The 17,147-nt window shown below is 68.8% G+C and carries 18 protein-coding genes; 5 read left to right on the top strand and 13 right to left on the bottom strand.

Annotated features, from left to right (window positions below):
• Positions 1 to 5: 5 nt before the first annotated feature.
• Positions 6 to 470: a hypothetical protein gene (locus tag OID54_RS08150; RefSeq protein ID WP_329027331.1), complete on the top strand. Its 465-nt coding sequence runs from the start codon at positions 6 to 8 to the stop codon at positions 468 to 470.
• Between the two features lie 88 nt (positions 471 to 558).
• Here the strand turns inward: OID54_RS08150 and OID54_RS08155 are convergent, their stop codons facing one another.
• The 3 genes from OID54_RS08155 to OID54_RS08165 all read right to left on the bottom strand — a co-directional run bounded on the left by OID54_RS08155 (position 559) and on the right by OID54_RS08165 (position 2,966).
• Entirely contained in the window at positions 559 to 1,062 is a 504-nt protein-coding gene (locus tag OID54_RS08155; protein WP_329027332.1) for a GNAT family N-acetyltransferase, read from the bottom strand.
• Between the two features lie 59 nt (positions 1,063 to 1,121).
• On the bottom strand, positions 1,122 to 1,661 hold the full coding sequence (locus tag OID54_RS08160) for an RNA polymerase sigma factor (protein WP_329016076.1): 540 nt from the start codon (positions 1,659 to 1,661) through the stop codon (positions 1,122 to 1,124).
• Between the two features lie 69 nt (positions 1,662 to 1,730).
• Positions 1,731 to 2,966, bottom strand: coding sequence for a glycerophosphodiester phosphodiesterase (locus tag OID54_RS08165; RefSeq protein ID WP_329016079.1), 1,236 nt, complete (start codon positions 2,964 to 2,966; stop codon positions 1,731 to 1,733).
• A gap of 154 nt (positions 2,967 to 3,120) precedes the next feature.
• Between OID54_RS08165 and OID54_RS08170 the strand changes: the two genes are divergently transcribed.
• On the top strand, positions 3,121 to 3,921 hold the full coding sequence (locus OID54_RS08170) for a lysophospholipid acyltransferase family protein (protein ID WP_329027334.1): 801 nt from the start codon (positions 3,121 to 3,123) through the stop codon (positions 3,919 to 3,921).
• Between the two features lie 76 nt (positions 3,922 to 3,997).
• Here the strand turns inward: OID54_RS08170 and OID54_RS08175 are convergent, their stop codons facing one another.
• Together OID54_RS08175 and OID54_RS08180 are read right to left on the bottom strand one after the other, a co-directional pair.
• Positions 3,998 to 5,536 carry an MFS transporter gene (locus tag OID54_RS08175; RefSeq protein ID WP_329016082.1) on the bottom strand — a complete coding sequence of 513 codons (1,539 nt, stop codon included), beginning with the start codon at positions 5,534 to 5,536 and terminating at the stop codon, positions 3,998 to 4,000.
• Entirely contained in the window at positions 5,533 to 6,084 is a 552-nt protein-coding gene (locus OID54_RS08180) for a TetR/AcrR family transcriptional regulator (protein WP_329016085.1), read from the bottom strand. The genes OID54_RS08175 and OID54_RS08180 overlap by 4 nt, the downstream gene beginning before the upstream one ends.
• 84 nt (positions 6,085 to 6,168) lie before the next feature.
• Between OID54_RS08180 and OID54_RS08185 the strand changes: the two genes are divergently transcribed.
• Complete coding sequence (locus tag OID54_RS08185) at positions 6,169 to 6,675, top strand: HAD domain-containing protein (protein ID WP_329016088.1); 507 nt, start codon at positions 6,169 to 6,171, stop codon at positions 6,673 to 6,675.
• A gap of 18 nt (positions 6,676 to 6,693) precedes the next feature.
• On the opposite strand, the gene argH is transcribed toward OID54_RS08185, so the two are convergent.
• Positions 6,694 to 8,121, bottom strand: coding sequence for an argininosuccinate lyase (argH, locus tag OID54_RS08190; RefSeq protein ID WP_329016090.1), 1,428 nt, complete (start codon positions 8,119 to 8,121; stop codon positions 6,694 to 6,696).
• 193 nt (positions 8,122 to 8,314) lie between these two features.
• Entirely contained in the window at positions 8,315 to 9,508 is a 1,194-nt protein-coding gene (locus OID54_RS08195; protein ID WP_329016095.1) for an argininosuccinate synthase, read from the bottom strand.
• 107 nt (positions 9,509 to 9,615) lie between these two features.
• Here OID54_RS08195 and OID54_RS08200 point away from each other — a divergent pair, with 107 nt between their 5' ends.
• On the top strand, positions 9,616 to 10,203 hold the full coding sequence (locus OID54_RS08200) for a pyridoxamine 5'-phosphate oxidase family protein (RefSeq protein WP_329016098.1): 588 nt from the start codon (positions 9,616 to 9,618) through the stop codon (positions 10,201 to 10,203).
• 68 nt (positions 10,204 to 10,271) lie between these two features.
• On the opposite strand, the gene OID54_RS08205 is transcribed toward OID54_RS08200, so the two are convergent.
• The 6 genes from OID54_RS08205 to OID54_RS08230 all read right to left on the bottom strand — a co-directional run bounded on the left by OID54_RS08205 (position 10,272) and on the right by OID54_RS08230 (position 16,321).
• Complete coding sequence (locus OID54_RS08205; RefSeq protein ID WP_329016100.1) at positions 10,272 to 10,808, bottom strand: arginine repressor; 537 nt, start codon at positions 10,806 to 10,808, stop codon at positions 10,272 to 10,274.
• A 7-nt stretch (positions 10,809 to 10,815) separates the two neighbouring features.
• Positions 10,816 to 12,033 carry an acetylornithine transaminase gene (locus tag OID54_RS08210; protein WP_329016103.1) on the bottom strand — a complete coding sequence of 406 codons (1,218 nt, stop codon included), beginning with the start codon at positions 12,031 to 12,033 and terminating at the stop codon, positions 10,816 to 10,818.
• Positions 12,030 to 12,950 (bottom strand): acetylglutamate kinase, encoded by a 921-nt coding sequence (gene argB, locus OID54_RS08215; protein ID WP_329016105.1) that lies wholly within the window; start codon positions 12,948 to 12,950, stop codon positions 12,030 to 12,032. The genes OID54_RS08210 and argB overlap by 4 nt, the downstream gene beginning before the upstream one ends.
• A 21-nt stretch (positions 12,951 to 12,971) precedes the next feature.
• On the bottom strand, positions 12,972 to 14,126 hold the full coding sequence (gene argJ / locus OID54_RS08220) for a bifunctional glutamate N-acetyltransferase/amino-acid acetyltransferase ArgJ (protein ID WP_329016108.1): 1,155 nt from the start codon (positions 14,124 to 14,126) through the stop codon (positions 12,972 to 12,974).
• 177 nt (positions 14,127 to 14,303) lie between these two features.
• The gene (gene argC, locus OID54_RS08225; RefSeq protein ID WP_329016111.1) at positions 14,304 to 15,332 is read right to left on the bottom strand and encodes an N-acetyl-gamma-glutamyl-phosphate reductase; all 1,029 of its coding nucleotides are present in this window, start codon (positions 15,330 to 15,332) and stop codon (positions 14,304 to 14,306) included.
• Positions 15,333 to 15,520: 188 nt separating this feature from the next.
• Complete coding sequence (locus OID54_RS08230; RefSeq protein WP_329016115.1) at positions 15,521 to 16,321, bottom strand: VOC family protein; 801 nt, start codon at positions 16,319 to 16,321, stop codon at positions 15,521 to 15,523.
• Between the two features lie 340 nt (positions 16,322 to 16,661).
• Between OID54_RS08230 and OID54_RS08235 the strand changes: the two genes are divergently transcribed.
• Positions 16,662 to 17,105 carry a DUF1801 domain-containing protein gene (locus OID54_RS08235; RefSeq protein ID WP_329016118.1) on the top strand — a complete coding sequence of 148 codons (444 nt, stop codon included), beginning with the start codon at positions 16,662 to 16,664 and terminating at the stop codon, positions 17,103 to 17,105.
• The last annotated feature ends 42 nt before the right edge of the window (positions 17,106 to 17,147 follow it).

Here is a 17,147-nt window from a genome sequence, read left to right on the forward strand (position 1 = left end):
AGCCCGTGGCGGCAAAGCCGCAGACGGAGCATTCCACGACGGACCAGCAGCAGCCCGGGGCCCGGACCAGGCTGGTCGCCGGCCCCGGAGTGCTTCTGGTGTGGCTGTACGGCGTGATGTCGGTGGGCGCGGTGTCGCGTTCCATCTACGAGATCCTCGTCCGCTTCGACACGGCACCGCTGGCCCATACGCTCTCAGCCGTGGCCGCCGTGGTGTACGCGTTCATCACGTACACGCTCGTACGGGGCGGTGAGCGGGCCCGCAGGGCGGCGCTCGTGTGCTGCGCCGCCGAACTGGCCGGCGTACTGATCGTGGGCACATGGACCGTGGTGGAGCCCTCGGCCTTCCCGGACTCCACCGTCTGGTCCACGTACGGCATGGGCTACGTCTTCATCCCGGTCCTGTTGCCAGTGACCGGAATGCTGTGGCTGCGCCGCGCACGAGGACAGCGCCCGGCGACTAAAGCCTGAGCGTCCCGAGCCTGAGCGTCCCGAGCCTGAGCGTCCCGAGCCTGAGCGTCCCGAGCCTGAGCGTCCCGCGGGCCGGGCTGGCGTCCGATCAGGCGCTGGTCACATAGCCCAGCGCGGACGCGCCCTTCTCCAGGGTGACCAGGGTCAGACTGGGGCCCACCTGCTCCCGGGCGACCGGGACATAGCCGCGGCTGCGATACAGCCGGAGGTTGCCCTCACTGCGATGCCCGGTGAATAGCTGGAAGCGTTGGGCGGCGGGTTCGGTGGCGAAGTGGTCCTCGATGGCGTCCAGGAGTCGTCCGCCCAGACCGTGGCGCTGCATCCGGGGGTGGACGATCAGCTTGGCGATCCTGGCGGTGCCGTCGTCGTCGACTCGGCCTCGTACGGATGCGACGACCTCGTCCCCGAGGCGTGCCACGAGAGCGTGTCCCTCGGCCAACTCGGCCCGCAGACCGTCCAGGGACTGGGTGAGGGGCTCGATCGCGTAGTCGCCGTACAGCTCTGCCTCGCTTTGGTAGCAGAGGTACTGGAGCTTGAGGATGTGCTCCGCGTCCTGGGCTCTCGCCGCTGAGATCGTCACGCTCATGCCCATGTGCACATGCCTCCCGCTCACCCGTCCAGGGCAGTTGTCAGCCGATTGCCGACCGTTGTCTACCGCTCCTTTCCCCCACGGGCAGGAGCTCCAACCTCGACAGCGAGCATTCTGCGCAGACATCCCAGGCAACGGGAACGCATCGGTCCTAGACTTCCCTGTGAGATACCCAACTCTCCTGCGATTTCGCGGTAAGTAGGGTCATTCGCCGACAACATCGCAGCCAATAGCCGGGGGCAGTCCCCCGGGGTCCGTGCCAGCGCTGCCCAGACGGCCCGGCGCCGTTCGGCGCTGAGCAGGGCACCTTCGGGCTCGTGTCCGAGGTCGCCCGCCGGTTCCGGGACCCGCCCGCCGATGGGGCGCTCCCTCCGTGCGGTACGACGGGACCGGCGCGCCTGGGCACGCACCACCTTCCTCACCCAGCGGGCCGGTTCCGCCGGTGGCCCGCTCTCCCCCAGAGTCTCGAACAGCCTGAGCCACACCGCCTGTTCGAGGTCGGCCGCGTCCATGCCCGCTGCGGGTGCCTCCGCCGTGGCCTCGGCGTGCACCAGGGGGCGCAAGGCGGCCACGGCGGAGGCGAGTTCCTTAGGGGGCGTCATGTGGTGCGGGACACCGATGCGCACGGCGACGGTTTCCGGGAACCGTCGCTGTCACTCGTACGGGGAGGGTCAGCGCGCCCCGCCCGGTCGGCGACCGTCGCGGTAAGCATCGGCGGCCAGGAGGCCCGTGTCCGGGTGATCGGTGAAGATGCCGTCGATGCCGGTGGCGAAGTAGCGCCGATAGGCGCCGAAGACATCGCCGTATCCATCGGCCGCCCCTCCGGGCGCCCCGGCGTCGTCACGTTGGAAGTCGGCGGGCAGGAAGACGTTCTCGTTCCGCAGGGTGTACGGGTGGACCACCAGCCCCCGGCGGTGCGCGTCCCGCACCAGCACGGTCGGCTCCCCCAGCTCGCCGTTCGCGCCCTTGGGGATGACCAGGTCGAGCGTCGGGCCGATGCCCTGGGCGAAGGAGGCCAACCACGCCAGCCCCTCGGGCTTGACCAGGTCGGCGACGGTGCGCGGGTCGCCCCCGACGACGAAGTCCCAGGGTCTGCTGGTCGGCCCGGACAGCAGCACCACCCGTGGCGCCGAGACGAGCCGGGCCATCCGTCGCATGCTGTCGGGCTCGAAGGACTGGAGGAACACGGGAGCGTTGCGCCCGTCGCGGCCATGGCGGCGCAGCAGCCGGGCGAGCCGCTCTTCGAGGCCGAGGCCCAGTTGGCGGAAGTAGGTGGGGTGCTTGGTCTCGATGTGCAGCCACACCGGGCCACCTCGGCGACGCCCCTCGTCGTTCGCCCAGCGCAGCACTTCGTCGAGGGTGGGGATCGGCCAGCGTCCGTCGTAGAGCGTGTTGTCGGGGCGGTTGCGGGGGATGCGCTCCTTGGCCCGCAGGGTCTTGAGTTCGGCGAGCGTGAAGTCCTCGGTGAACCAGCCGGTGAGCCGGGTGCCGTCGATGCTCTTGGTCGTCCTGCGGTCGGCGAACTCGGCGTGCTCCGCCACATCCGTGGTGCCGATGATGTCGTTCTCGTGCCGACAGACGAGATGGCCGTCCCTGGTGGGCACCACGTCCTGCTCGATGATGTGTGCGCCCATGTCCAGGGCGAGTCGGTAGGCGCCGATGGTGTGTTCGGGGCGGTAGCCGCTCGCACCGCGGTGGGCGATCACGGTGGGATGCGGCAGGGCGCGGTACGAGCCTCCCCCGTGGTACTGCCGGCCGTCGCGGGCGGCAGCCGCCGCGGGGGTGGCAGCGGCACTCGGCACGGCAGCCACGGTTGCCGTGCCGAGTGCCGCCGTGGAGAGCACGGCAGCTCCCAGCACCGTGCGCCGCCCCGGCTTGCTGTCCGGGCCTTCTACTGGCTTGGTCATCGGATTCCTCCCTGGATGCGCACGCTTTCCCTAAAGGTCGTGCGTGCGGGTTTCGGCGCTGTCGACGCTAGGAAGTCATCACTTCTCGCAGGAGGACCACGGGCGAACGGAGCGCTAACACACATCAACAGTGAGTATCTGATCCGTGAACCCGATGTGCGATCGGGCGTTTGCCGCGAGTATCGTCCTCACCTGCGCAGACCACGGCGGATCGGGAGAGGTCCGACAGGGTCTCGCCCAGGCCGCCCACCGCTGCCGTCCCTTCATGACACCGGAGGACCCGTTGTCCCGCTTGACCCTCATCAAGGCCGTACTAGGACCCATCCTGCGCCTGATGTTCCGTCCCCGCGTGGAGGGAGTGGAGAGCATTCCCGGGTCCGGCCCCGTCATTTTGGCGGGCAACCACCTGACGTTCATCGACTCGATGATCCTGCCTCTGGTGTGCTCCCGCCCCGTCTACTTCATCGGCAAGGACGAGTACGTCACCGGGAAGGGCCTCAAGGGCCGGGTGATGGCGTGGTTCTTCATCGGCGTCGGCATGATCCCGGTGGACCGGGACGGGGCTAACGGCGGGGTGGCCGCCCTGATGACGGGGCACAGGGTGTTGGAGGAGGGGAGGGTCTTCGGGATCTACCCCGAGGGCACGCGCTCTCCCGACGGGCGGCTGTACCGGGGGCGCACCGGAATCGCCCGGCTCACCCTGATGACCGGGGCACCCGTGGTGCCGTTCGCGGTCATCGGCACGGACAAGCTCCAGCCGGGAGGCGCGGGGCTGCCCAGGCCGGGTCGGGTGACCATCCGGTTCGGCAAGGCCATGGAGTTCTCCCGGTACGAGGGCATGGATCGCGACCGCTATGTGCTGCGGGCGGTCACGGACTCGGTGATGACCGAGGTCATGCGGCTCTCCGGCCAGGAGTACGTCGACATGTATGCGACGAAGGCGAAGGCCGCCTGACCGGCACCCATACGGCGAGGGCCGGCCCCGTCCGAAGTCGGACGGGGTCGGCCCTCGCGGTATGAGCGGGGCGGGACTAGGGGTGTTCCACCCCGTCCTCCAGTCGCTGCCCCTTCAGCAGGAACCAGGCCGCGACCGCGGTGAGCAACAGGACCACCGAACCGACCGCTCCGGCGACATGGAAGCCGTCCGCGAAGGCGTTCTGGGCCGAGGCGAGCAGGGCCGCGCTCTGGTCCTCGGGCAGCGTCTCGACGGCCTGCGCCGCGCCGCCGAGCGAGTCCCGAGCGGCGGCGGTCACCTCGGACGGCACCCCTTCCGGGACCGGGAAGCCGCGGTAGACGCCGGTCACGATCGAGCCGAGCAGGGCGATGCCGAGGGCCGCGCCGAGTTCGTACGCCGTCTCGGAGACCGCGGACGCGGCACCCGCCTGTTCCTTGGGGACGCTGGAGAGGATCACGTCGGCGGTCACGGTGAAGGCGAGGCCCGCACCGAGACCACCGAGGAACAGCGCGAGACCCATGGAGAGCGGCCCGGTCTCCGCGGTCAGCAGGGTGCAGGACGCGAGTGCCAGACCGACCGCCGTCAGCCCGCCCGAGACGGCACTGCGCACGGACGCCCTGCGGGCGAGGTAGCCGGCGAGCAGACCGGCCATCACCGCACCGATCGCCGCGGGCAGTTCGATCAGCCCCGCCTCCAGCGGCGAGCGCCCCTGGACCAGTTGCAGGAACTGGGAGAGGAAGAAGACCAGACCGGACAGACCGAGGATGGTCAGCAGGTCGGCGAGGACGGCACCGGAGAAGCCTCGATTGTGGAAGAGCCGTACGTTCAGCAGGGGCGAGGCCAGGGTCAACTGCCTGCGGACGAACCAGTACAGCGAACCGATGCCGATGACCGCGGCGGCGGCCGAGAGCACACCGATGCCGTGGACGGCCATCTCCTTGATCGCATAGACGATCGCGACCATGCCCACCAGCGAGAGGACGACGCTCAGCAGGTCCCAGGGGCCCGGGTTCGGATTGCGCGATTCGGGCAGCAGCTTGATCCCGACGACCACCAGGACCGCCATGACGGGCAGGTTGATCAGGAAGACCGAGCCCCACCAGAAGTGCTCCAGCAGGAATCCGCCAACGACGGGCCCCACCGCGGCGCCCGCTGAGGCGGCGGCGCCCCAGATGCCCACGGCGATGCTGCGTTCCTTCGGGTCGTGGAAGAGGTTGCGGATCAGCGCGAGCGTGGACGGCATCAGGGTGGCACCGGCGACACCGAGCAGCGCCCGCGCTATGATCATCATCTCGGGGCTGGTGGCGTACGCGTTGAGTACAGAGACCGCGCCGAACGCCACGGCGCCCGTGAGCAGCAACTTCTTGCGACCGATGCGGTCACCGAGGCTGCCCATCGAGATCAGCAGTCCCGCGATGATGAACGAGTAGACGTCGCCGATCCACAGCAGTTCGGTACCGGACGGCTTGAGGTCCTCACTCAGGAACGGCGTGGCGAGCCCCAGCACCGTGGCGTCGACCGCGACCAGCAGCACGGCCAGCACCAGTACGGCCAGGGCGAGCCACCGGCCCGGAGCCTTCACGGTCTCCTTCGTCAACTGGATGGTGCCGTTCACTTCTCCACGCTCCGTCGGGTGACACCACCGAGCAGCAGCTCGGCGATCATGAATTGGTAGTCCTTGCCGGCGACCCGGCCCGACTGGACGGCCCAGGCTCCGGAGCCGACCAGTCCGTACAGCGCCTCGGTCAGCCAGGCGGCGGTCAGATCGATGCGGAAGTCGCCCTCTTCCTGTCCGCGCTGGAAGAGGGCCGACACCCGGGCGTCCAGCCGGTTCCAGCCTTCGTTGACCGACTCCTCGAAGAGCTGGTTCTCCGTGAAGAGGAAGCCGAGCAGGGCGGCGTTGGACTCCGTCTCGGCGATGAGCCGGCGCAGGGCGTCGCACGCCCTTCCGTCGTCGAGGCGCGCGGCGTCCAGAGCCGTCTCGAACTCGCGGATGCCGAAGTCCTCCAGGGCGCGCACCAGGGAATCCCGGCCGGCGAAGTGCCGGTGGAGGGTGGCGCGACCGATCCCGGCGGCTTTGGCGACCTCGTCCATGGTCGCGGTGGCCTTGCGGGAGAGGAGGGCGGCTGCGGTCCGCAGGACCTGCTCACGGTCAACTGTCATGAGACAACCATAACCCACGTGAGACATGAATGTCTCAATAGATATTGCGTCGACTCATAGGCGCCCAGAAGGAAGGCTGTACGGATGAAGCCGCTGCTGCTGATCGACATCGACGGGCCGCTCAACCCCTACGGCGGAAAGCCGGAGCGTCGCCCCCACGGCTACACGACCCACCGCATGCATCCGAACGGCTGGACCCAGCCCCGCCCGCTGCGCGTCTGGCTCCACCCCGGCCACGGCCAGGAACTGCTGGCACTCACCGACCGCTTCGACCTGGTGTGGGCGACGACTTGGAAGGACGAGGCGAACGTCTGGGTCGCTCCCGTGCTGGGCCTGCCGGAACTGCCCTTCATCGACTGGCCGGTGATGCACGGCGCGGCACCGCGCGGCACCTTCTGGAAGACCCAGTACGTGCTTGAGTACGCGGCGGGACGCCCGTTCGCCTGGTTCGACGACGAGATAACCGAATTGGACCGGGAGTACGTGGAGCAAACGCATCTGGCCGCCGCCCTGCTGCTGCACGTCGACCATCGGATCGGGCTGACCCGACCGGACTTCGACGCGCTCGCACAGTGGGCGGCGGCGCTGTAGTGAACCGATTTCCCCCGGTTAGCGAACGGCGTTCGCCCAGGCGTGCTGCGCGGCCAGATCGGCCTTGACCTCGGTCAGTTGGACCGCGACCGCCGAGGGTGCCGTACCGCCACGTCCACTGCGGGAGGCGAGCGCGCCCGACACGGTGAGGACCGAGCGGACCTCGGGGGTCAGATGGGGAGAGATCTTGGCGAACTGCTCGTCGGTGAGCTCGTCGAGCTCGATCCCGAGGCCCTCGCACTCCTTGACGCACTCCCCCGCGACCTCGTGCGCAACACGGAACGGCACACCCTGCTTCACCAACCACTCGGCGATGTCCGTGGCCAGCGAGAAACCGGCCGGCGCGAGCTCGGCCATCCGCTCCCGGTTGACCGTCAGGGTCGCCATCATGCCGGTGAAGGCCGGCAGCAGCACCTCCAGTTGGTCGCACGAGTCGAAGACGGGCTCCTTGTCCTCCTGGAGGTCGCGGTTGTACGCGAGCGGGAGCGCCTTCAAGGTGGCCATCAGGCCGGTGAGGTTGCCGATCAGCCGGCCCGACTTGCCGCGGGCGAGTTCGGCGATGTCCGGGTTCTTCTTCTGCGGCATGATCGACGAACCGGTGGAGAAGGCATCGTGGAGGGTGACGAAGGAGAACTCCTTCGTGTTCCAGATGATGACCTCCTCGGCGATCCGGGAGAGGTTCACCCCGATCATCGCGGTGATGAAGGCGAACTCGGCGACGAAGTCGCGGGATGCGGTGCCGTCGATGGAGTTGCCGACGGAACCGCCCTCGAAGCCCAGGTCCGCGGCGACAGCCTCGGGGTCCAGACCCAGCGAGGAGCCCGCCAGCGCACCCGATCCGTACGGGGACACGGCCGTCCGCACGTCCCACTGCCGCAGCCGTTCGGCGTCCCGCGACAGCGACTGGGCGTGCGCGAGCACATGGTGGGCGAAGAGGATGGGTTGGGCGTGCTGGAGGTGGGTGCGCCCGGGCATCGCCACATCGGGGTGGGCTTCGGCGAGGCCCACGAGTGCGTCCTGGAGTTCGGCGATGAGTGCGCCGATGATCCTGGCGTGGTCCCGCAGGTACATCCTAAAGAGCGTGGCGATCTGGTCGTTGCGGGAGCGCCCGGCGCGCAGTTTGCCGCCGAGGTCGGGCCCGAGACGCTCCAGCAGACCCCGCTCCAGCGCGGTGTGGACGTCCTCGTCCGCGATGGTGCCGGTGAAGGAGCCGTCCGCCACATCGGCTTCGAGCTGGTCGAGGCCCGCCAGCATCCGGGTCAGCTCGTCCTCGGTGAGCAGCCCCGCGGTGTGCAGCACACGGGCGTGGGCCCGCGATCCGGCGATGTCGTAGGGCGCCAACCGCCAGTCGAAGTGGACCGACGCCGACAGCTTGGCCAGTGCCTCGGCGGGACCGTCGGCGAACCGAGCGCCCCAGAGCCGGACGTCACCGTTGTTGCTGCTCACAGCTTCAAGCTCCTCGAAGAAAGAGATGTGCGACCGCCTCCCCGCGAAAGGTTACGGGGAGGCGGCTTCTTCACATGGTGCGGGCGTCGTGTCGACGTGGTCCCTGTCGGATCTGTCGACTCTGCCGGCTGGGCCAGCTGGTGCCGGTTCTGCCGACAGGGACGGTTCCGGCAGGTTCGACGGAACCGAGGGGTCAGGCCAGGTCCCGCTTGGCAGCGATCTTGGAGGAGAGTCCGAAGATCTCGATGAAGCCCTGGGCCTTCGACTGGTCGAAGGTGTCGCCGGAGTCGTAGGTGGCGAGGTTGAAGTCGTACAGCGACTCGTCCGACTTCCGACCGGTGACGACGGCCCGGCCGCCGTGCAGGGTCATCCGGATGTCGCCCGTGACGTGCTGGTTGGCCTCGTTGATGAAGCCGTCCAGGGCCCGCTTGAGCGGGGAGAACCACAGACCGTCGTAGACCATCTCGCCCCAGCGCTGCTCGACCTGCCGCTTGTAGCGGGCCAGCTCGCGCTCGACCGTGACGCTCTCCAGCTCCTGGTGTGCGGTGATCAGCGCGATCGCGCCGGGCGCCTCGTACACCTCACGGGACTTGATGCCGACCAACCGGTCCTCGACCATGTCGATCCGGCCGATGCCGTGCTCGCCGGCCCGCTCGTTGAGCTGCTGGATCGCCTGGAGGACGGTGACGGGCTTGCCGTCGATAGCGACGGGGACGCCCTCCTTGAAGGAGATGACGACCTCATCGGCCTCGCGCGGGAGAGCCGGGTTGGAGGTGTACTCGTAGATGTCCTCGATCGGAGCGTTCCAGATGTCCTCCAGGAAGCCCGTCTCCACGGCCCGCCCGAAGACGTTCTGGTCGATCGAGTACGGCGACTTCTTGGTGGTCGCGATGGGCAGCTGCTTGGCCTCGCAGAAGGCGATCGCCTTGTCCCGGGTCATCGCGTAGTCACGGACCGGGGCGATGCACTTGAGGTCAGGGCCGAGCGCGGAGATGCCGGCCTCGAAGCGGACCTGGTCGTTGCCCTTGCCGGTGCAGCCGTGGGCGACGATGCCTGCGTTGTGCTTGCGGGCGGCGGCGACGAGGTGCTTGACGATCGTGGGCCGGGAGAGCGCGGAGACCAGGGGGTACCGGTCCATGTACAACGCATTGGCCTTGATCGCCGGGAGGCAGTACTCATCGGCAAACTCGTCCTTGGCGTCGGCCACCTCGGCCTCCACGGCACCGCAGGCGAGCGCGCGCTTGCGGATGACGTCCAGGTCCTCGCCGCCCTGGCCGACGTCCACGGCGACGGCGATGACCTCGGCGCCCGTCTCCTCGGCGATCCAGCCGATGGCGACGGAGGTGTCCAGACCGCCCGAGTAGGCGAGTACGACGCGCTCGGTCACGGGATTCTCCTTACGGTGCATTCGACGATGGAATAAGTATGCACTCCCTTGCATGATTCGTCAATATTGGATGTCGCAGGCGCCCCACGCGGCGGATAATCCAGCCCATGGGACAGCGATACGCACGCATAGAGGGCCGCATCAGGACGTTCATCGAGCAGCAGCCCGTGTTCTTCACCGCCACCGCGCCCCTGGACGGCGAGGGGCACATCAACCTCTCCCCCAAGGGCCGCAGCGGCAGCCTCGTCGTCCTCGACGAGCACACCCTGGCCTATCTGGACTTCGGCGGCAGCGGCGCCGAGACGATCGCGCATCTGCGCGAGGAGGGGAACGGGCGGATCACCCTGATGTGGTGCGCGTTCACCGGGCCGCCCAAGGTGCTGCGGGTCCACGGCAGCGGAGAAGCGGTCTTCCGGGATGATCCGCGCTGGTCGGAGCTCATCGGGCAGTTCTCGGCGGCGGACGGTCCGGGGGCTCGGGCCATCGTCGTCGTCCATGCGCGCCGCATCAGCGACGCCTGCGGTTTCGCCGTGCCGTTCATGGACTACCGGGAGGAGCGCACCCAGCACGCCGAGCACTTCGGTCGGAAGTCGGACGAGGAGTTCGCGGCCTACTGCGCCAAGAAGGAGCATGTCGGGGTGAGCTTGGACGGGCTGCCGGCACTACCGCTCCCGCTGCCCCAGCGCTCCGCCTAGCGATCCCGCTCCGCAGGGCGCCGTACCCCGCACGGGGAGGCGGGCCACCGGGTGACCCGCCCTCGCCGCTACCGGTCGTTCTGGGCCAGCCTCAGCAGGTGGTCCGCCAGGGCCTGACCGCCCAGCGGATCCCTGCTGATCAGCATCAGGGTGTCGTCGCCCGCGATGGTGCCGAGGATGTCGTGCAGTTCGGCCTGGTCGATGGCCGAGGCGAGGAACTGTGCCGCGCCCGGAGGAGTGCGCAGGACCACCAGGTTGGCGGATGCCTCGGCGGAGATCAGGAGCTCCCCCGACAGTCTGCGCATCCGCTCCTCCTTGGCCGACCCGCCGAGCGGAGCCTGGGGCGTGCGGAAGCCGCCCTCGCTGGGCACGGCGTAGATCAGCTCACCACCGGTGTTGCGGATCTTCACCGCGCCCAACTCGTCCAGATCCCGGGAGAGGGTCGCCTGGGTGACGCTCAGCCCGCTGTCGGCGAGCAGTTTGGCCAACTGGCTCTGGGAGCGGACCGGCTGCCGGTTGAGGATGTCCACGATCTGGCGGTGGCGGGCCATGCGGGTCTGCGGAACCGCGGGCCCGCCCTGCTCGGTGTCCTGCGCCTCGGTCATCTGCGTCTCATTCTCCGGATCGTCCTTCCCCGTACTTCTCGTTGGCCGTATCGAGCACACCGGGCCATGCCTGGAGGAACGCGTCCACATCGGCCTCGTCGATGATCAGTGGCGGCATGAGCCGTACGACATCGGGAGCCGGGGCATTCACCAGAAAACCGGCACTCTGAGCCGCGAGCTGCACCTGGGGCGCGAGGGGCTCGTTGAGCACGATACCCAGCAGCAGTCCCGCACCGCGGACATGGGAGACCAGAGGATGTGCGTCACGGCCGTCCGGCCGCTCGATCCCGTCCCGGATCTTCTCCCCCAGCCGCTTGACCCGATCGAGGATTCCATCGCCGGCGAGCGTGTCGAGAACGGCGAGCCCAGCGGCGCAGGCGACCGGGTTGCCACCGAAGGTGGTGCCGTGCTGTCCGGGCCGCAACAGGTCGGCCGCAGGGCCGAAGGCCACGGTCGCCCCCAGCGGAAGACCTCCGCCGAGCCCCTTGGCCAGGGTCACCACGTCCGGCTCCACGCCCTGGTGCGCCTGGTGCTCGAACCAGGAACCGGTCCGGCCGATACCCGTCTGCACCTCGTCGAGGGCCAGCAGCGCACCGGCGGCACGGGTGATCTCACGAGCGGCTTCGAGATAGCCCGGGGGCGGAACGACCACGCCGTTCTCGCCCTGGATCGGCTCGATCAGCACCAGGGCGGTCTCCGCGGTGACGGCTGCCCTCAGCGCCTCCACGTCCCCGTACGGAACATGGGTCACCTCACCCGGCAGCGGCAGGAAGGGGTCCCGCTTGGCGGACTGGCCGGTGAGGGCGAGTGCTCCCATGGTCCGGCCGTGGAAGCCGCCCGTCGTGGCGACCATGTGGGGACGGCCCGTCAGGCGTCCGATCTTAAAGACGGCCTCGTTGGCCTCCGCGCCCGAGTTGCAGAAGTACACGCGCCCGGGCCGGGCGAAGAGTTCGATGAGCCGCTCGGCGAGCAGGACGGGCGGCTCGGCGACATAGAGGTTGGACACGTGCCCCAGCGCGGCGATCTGGCGGGAGACGGCCTCGACCACAGCGGGGTGGCCGTGCCCGAGTGCGTTCACCGCGATGCCACCGACGAAGTCGGTGTACTCGGTGCCGTCCGCGTCCCAGACCTTCGCGCCCTGGCCGCGGAGCAAGGACAGGGCGGGCGTGCCGTAGTTGTCGCTCATCACGCCCTGCCAGCGCCGGGCGTACTCCTGGTTGCTCATGCTTCCCCCTGTTCCTGCGCCACGAGCGGGTGCCCGTCGGGGACGACCATGGTGCCGATCCCCTCGTCGGTGAAGATCTCCAACAGGATGGAGTGCGGGACCCGGCCGTCGATCACCCGCGCGGTGTTGACTCCATTGCGCACGGCGAACAGACAGCCCTCCATCTTGGGAACCATGCCGCTGGACAGGTCCGGCAGCAGCTTCTCCAACTGGGTGGCCGTCAGTCGGCTGATCACCTCGTCGCTGTTGGGCCAGTCCACGTACAGTCCCTCGACGTCCGTGAGGACCATCAGGGTCTCCGCGCCCAGCGCAGCAGCGAGTGCCGCAGCCGCCGTATCAGCATTGACGTTGTAGACATGTCCGTCGTCCTCCGCGCGCGCGATGGAGGAGATGACCGGGATGCGGCCGTCCTCCAACAACGCTTCGATCGCACCGCTGTCGATCCGGGTGATCTCGCCGACCCGGCCGATGTCGACCAACTCGCCGTCGATCAGCGGCTGGTGCTTGATCGCCGTAATCGTGTGTGCGTCCTCGCCGGTGAGGCCGACGGCGAGCGGCCCGTGCTGGTTGAGGAGTCCGACCAGTTCCCGCTGGACCTGGCCCGCCAACACCATGCGTACGACGTCCATCGCCTCGGGCGTGGTGACCCGCAGACCGGCCTTGAACTCGCTGACCAGGCCGTGTCGATCCAACTGCGCACTGATCTGCGGCCCTCCGCCGTGCACGACGACGGGACGCAGGCCCGCCTGTCGCAGAAAGACCACGTCCTGGGCGAAAGCAGCTTTGAGGTCCTCGTCGACCATGGCGTTGCCACCGAACTTGACGACGACGACCCTGCCGTTGTGCCTGGTCAGCCAGGGCAGGGCCTCGATGAGGATCTGCGCCTTGGGCAGGGCGGTGTGCTTGCGGGTGCTCATGGAGTGAAGGTCCCCGAATCCTCAGGAGGAGTAGGCGCTGTTCTCATGGACGTAGTCGGCGGTCAGATCGTTCGCCCAGATGACGGCGGACTGGGAGCCCGCGGAAAGATCTGCGGTGATCTTGACCTCGCGGTAGCGCATGTCGACCAGATCGCGGTCCTCCCCCACACCGCCGTTCCGGCAGACCCAGACGCCGTTGATGGCCACGTTGAGTTGATCCGGTTCGAAGGCGGCATCGGTGGTGCCGATGGCGGAGAGCACCCGCCCCCAGTTGGGGTCCTCGCCGTGGATGGCGCACTTCAGCAGGTTGTTGCGGGCGATGGAACGCCCCACCTCGACGGCGTCGTCCTCCGTGGCCGCGCCGATCACCTCGATGCGGATGTCCTTGGACGCCCCCTCGGCGTCACCGATCAGCTGGCGGGCCAGATCGTCGCAGACCTCTCGAACGGCCGTGGCGAACGCCTCGTACTCCGGGACCACACCGGACGCACCGGAAGCGAGGAGCAGCACCGTGTCGTTGGTGGACATGCACCCGTCGGAGTCGATCCGGTCGAAGGTCAACCGGGTCGCGTCGCGCAGTGCCTTGTCGAGGACGGCGGCCTCCAGATCGGCGTCCGTGGTGAGCACGACCAGCATGGTGGCGAGCCCGGGAGCGAGCATGCCGGCGCCCTTGGCCATCCCACCGACCGTCCAGCCCTCGCCCTCGCGGACCGCGGTCTTGTGGACGGTGTCGGTGGTCTTGATGGCGATGGCGGCCTTCTCGCCGCCGTGCTCCGACAGTTGCCCGGCGGCGGTCTCGACTCCGGGCAGCAGCTTGTCCATGGGCAGGAGCAGGCCGATCAGCCCCGTGGAGGCGACGGCGATCTCACCGGCGCTGTGTCCTTCGAGTACCTCGGCCGCCTTCTCCGCGGTGGCATGGGTGTCCTGGAAGCCCTGCGGGCCGGTGCAGGCGTTGGCGCCGCCGGAGTTCAGCACGACCGCCGTGACCGCACCCCCCTTGAGCACCTGCTCCGACCAGAGGACAGGCGCGGCCTTGACCCGGTTGGAGGTGAAGACTCCGGCGGCGGCCCGGCGCGGCCCGTTGTTGACGACCAGTGCCAGGTCGGGGTTGCCGCTCTCCTTGATTCCGGCGGCGATGCCCGCCGCGGTGAACCCCTTCGCTGCGGTGACGCTCACTGTGTCTCCCTCTCGGCTTCTTCGTGTTCTTCGCGTTCCTCGCGCGCCCGGCGCGCCCCTATGACCTTCGTCCCGATCAGTGGCCCGGTGGTGATCTCTCCCCCGGTGTTGTGCACCGCAGTCAGCGCGGGTGCACCGCGCCCTGGGCACAGTGCTGGGCACTTCGCACCGAAGCCGTCACGGCGCGAGCCCGACCAGGGGCAGCCCCGTGTCCTCGGGAAGACCGAGGGCGATGTTCATGCTCTGGATCGCTCCACCGGCCGTGCCCTTGGTGAGGTTGTCGATGGCGCTGATCGCGATGATGCGGTGCGCGCTCTCGTCGAAGGCGACCTGGAGGTGCACCGCGTTCGCACCCATGACATGGGCGGTCGCCGGCCACTGGCCCTCGGGGAGGAGTCGGACGAAGGGCTCGTCCGCGTACGCCTTCTCGTAGGCGGCCCGGACGTCCTGCGCGGTGGTCCCCGGCTTGGCCTTGGTGGAGCAGGTGGCGAGGATGCCACGGGCCATCGGTGCCAGGGTCGGTGTGAACGAGACGGTGACCCGCTCACCCGCCACCGCACTGAGGTTCTGGATCATCTCCGGAGTGTGGCGGTGACCGCCGCCGACTCCGTAAGGGCTCATCGATCCCATCACCTCGGAGCCGAGGAGATGCGTCTTGGGCGCCTTGCCCGCGCCGGAGGTGCCGGAGGCGGCGGTGATGACGGCTTCCGGTTCGGCCAGGTTCGCCGCGTACGCAGGGAAGAGGGCCAGCGAGACGGCCGTGGGGTAGCAGCCGGGGACCGCGATGCGCTTGGACCCCTCCAGCGCGGCCCGGGCGCCCGGCAGTTCGGGGAGCCCGTACGGCCAGGTTCCGGCGTGGGGCGAACCGTAGAATCGCTCCCAGTCGCCGGCGTCCGTGAGCCGGAAGTCGGCACCCATATCGACGACGAGGACATCGTCACCCAACTCTTCTGCCACGGCGGCGGACTGCCCGTGCGGCAGGGCCAAGAAGACCACGTCATGACCGGCCAGCACCTCGGCGGTGGTGGCCTCAAGGACGCGGTCGGCCAGCGGCAGCAGTTGGGGCTGAAGGCTTCCGATGGTCTGACCTGCGTTGGAGTTGCCGGTCAGTGCGCCGATCTCCACCCCCGGGTGTGTGGTCAGCAGTCGGAGCACCTCTCCGCCCGCATAACCGCTCGCACCGGCCACTGCTGCTCGAACCACCATCGAACCCTCCTCATCGATGGCATGACTATACGCAGCTCGGAAGTTTTATGCAATGAGTCCTCGGGGTCACCAGAGGGAGGCCGGGGCTGACGCCCTTCCACCTGTGGAGGGGCGCGGCGTCCGGCGGTCGCGCCCTTCGTTTGGTCGGGGTGCGGCTTCGCCGTACCTGCCGGCCGGGCCGCCGCTGGTCATACGGGCGTGGTGATCTTCCAGTGGTAGCCGTCGGGGTCGGTGAAGTGTCCGGCGTACTCACCCCCGTCGATCCGTGCCGTGCTGGCGACGGCCCGCCCCCAAGCGGAGTCAGCGGCGGCGAGGAGTGCGTCAACCTCGGCGCGGGAAGCGGCCGTGTGCGTGAGCACGAGCGCGGAGAAGCCGTCGCCGCGCGGATCGACGCCTGCGTCCTTCGCAAGGCCCTGTCGGGGCAGCAGACCCAGGCGGCACACCCCCTCGGTGACGGTGAAGTCGATGAACTTGTCGCCGTAGTCATGGTCCACGCCCATACCCAGCCTCTCGTAGAAGACCTTGGAAGCCTTCGGCTTGGCGACACCGAGGTAGATCGCGGTCTCGGTCGGTTTCGGCGGGTCGGTGCGCGGGCCGGTGTCCTTCTTTGCCGCCGCCGCCAGCTTCCACACCGCGCCGTCGGGTGCCCGGTAGACGGCGGTGAACTCGCCGAAGAACTGCTTCTTCGCCGGCTTGACGACCGTCGCACCGTTGTTGGCGGCGGCTTCGAGGAGCGCCTTGACCTCACTCGGCTGGCTGACGATCGACGACAGGACGTAGCCGCGGAAGCCCTCGGTCACCGGATCCGCTCCGACTTCGGTGGCGAGGTCGTCGAACTGGCGGACGGCCAGGTGGCCGGTGCCGTGCAGGTCCAGTTCGGCGGTGTCGTTCTCCACGCCGGGGAGGGGTGAGAGCGCAGCCGTGTAGAAGGCGTGCGCGGCCTTCACCTGCGGTACTCCGAGGGTGATGGTGTCGAGCGTGAGTGCCATGCGAGGGGACTCCCTTTCGGAACCGACGTCATTCAGGACCTCCGCACCGCGGGCCCGGTGGTACGCCCGGAACGGCTTCGAGGCCGCTGCACGGGGGATGGAGGGAGGCGCGGCAGCCCGTGAAGTCCATGTCCGTCACGCTACGCACGACCGTCGGGCGCGCGCTTCTCGATTCCTGACCGGTCCGGTCGCTCCTGACCGGTCTGGTCGCCTCTTCGACGGAAGCACGGTGTCCCCGGGAACACACCACCCGCATCGGTCAGGAATCGAGAAGCCCGGACCGCTCGGCACCACTACCGTCGAAGCACCTCGTACGGAGCACGACCAGGAGGATGAGGCGATGAGCACGAAGCACACGGGAGGCTTCTCCGAGCACGAGCGTGCCGCCATGCAGGAGCGCGCCGCCGAGTTGAAGAAGGAGGCTAACCGTGGTCGCGGCAACAAGAAGGCGGCCGAGGAACTGGACGTCCTGTCGAAGATCGCGGAGATGGCCGACTCGGACCGAGCAGTGGCCGAACGCATCCACGCCATCGTGACCACCACCGCCCCCGAACTGTCGCCGAAGCTGTGGTACGGACAGCCGGCCTACGCAAGGAAAGGAAAGGTCGTGTGCTTCTTCCGCAGTGGCCAGGTCGACAAGGAGCGGTACTCGACCTTCGGATTCACCACCGAGGCGGGCCTCGACGACGAAGGGGGTCTGTGGCCCACGTCGTACGCGGTGACGGAGTTGAGTGACGAGGCGGAAGAGACGATCACCGCACTCGTCAAGAAGGCCGCCTGCTGACACGGCGTCGCGTCCCACCGCCCCGGCCTCGGTCACGATCCA

It is taken from the genome of Streptomyces sp. NBC_00690 (assembly GCF_036226685.1).
GTDB lineage: Bacteria > Actinomycetota > Actinomycetes > Streptomycetales > Streptomycetaceae > Streptomyces.

What these genes read in the sequence shown, in the direction of transcription:
- OID54_RS08235 (WP_329016118.1), top strand. Translation starts at nt 16,662, where the DNA reads ATGAGCACGAAGCACACGGGAGGCTTCTCCGAGCACGAGCGTGCCGCC.
- argB (WP_329016105.1), bottom strand. Translation starts at nt 12,950, where the DNA reads ATGAGCACCCGCAAGCACACCGCCCTGCCCAAGGCGCAGATCCTCATC.
- OID54_RS08230 (WP_329016115.1), bottom strand. Translation starts at nt 16,321, where the DNA reads ATGGCACTCACGCTCGACACCATCACCCTCGGAGTACCGCAGGTGAAG.
- OID54_RS08155 (WP_329027332.1), bottom strand. Translation starts at nt 1,062, where the DNA reads ATGGGCATGAGCGTGACGATCTCAGCGGCGAGAGCCCAGGACGCGGAG.
- OID54_RS08165 (WP_329016079.1), bottom strand. Translation starts at nt 2,966, where the DNA reads ATGACCAAGCCAGTAGAAGGCCCGGACAGCAAGCCGGGGCGGCGCACG.
- OID54_RS08200 (WP_329016098.1), top strand. Translation starts at nt 9,616, where the DNA reads ATGGGACAGCGATACGCACGCATAGAGGGCCGCATCAGGACGTTCATC.
- OID54_RS08210 (WP_329016103.1), bottom strand. Translation starts at nt 12,033, where the DNA reads ATGAGCAACCAGGAGTACGCCCGGCGCTGGCAGGGCGTGATGAGCGAC.
- OID54_RS08180 (WP_329016085.1), bottom strand. Translation starts at nt 6,084, where the DNA reads ATGACAGTTGACCGTGAGCAGGTCCTGCGGACCGCAGCCGCCCTCCTC.
- argC (WP_329016111.1), bottom strand. Translation starts at nt 15,332, where the DNA reads ATGGTGGTTCGAGCAGCAGTGGCCGGTGCGAGCGGTTATGCGGGCGGA.
- OID54_RS08185 (WP_329016088.1), top strand. Translation starts at nt 6,169, where the DNA reads ATGAAGCCGCTGCTGCTGATCGACATCGACGGGCCGCTCAACCCCTAC.
- OID54_RS08205 (WP_329016100.1), bottom strand. Translation starts at nt 10,808, where the DNA reads ATGACCGAGGCGCAGGACACCGAGCAGGGCGGGCCCGCGGTTCCGCAG.
- OID54_RS08170 (WP_329027334.1), top strand. Translation starts at nt 3,121, where the DNA reads ATGTGCGATCGGGCGTTTGCCGCGAGTATCGTCCTCACCTGCGCAGAC.
- OID54_RS08160 (WP_329016076.1), bottom strand. Translation starts at nt 1,661, where the DNA reads ATGACGCCCCCTAAGGAACTCGCCTCCGCCGTGGCCGCCTTGCGCCCC.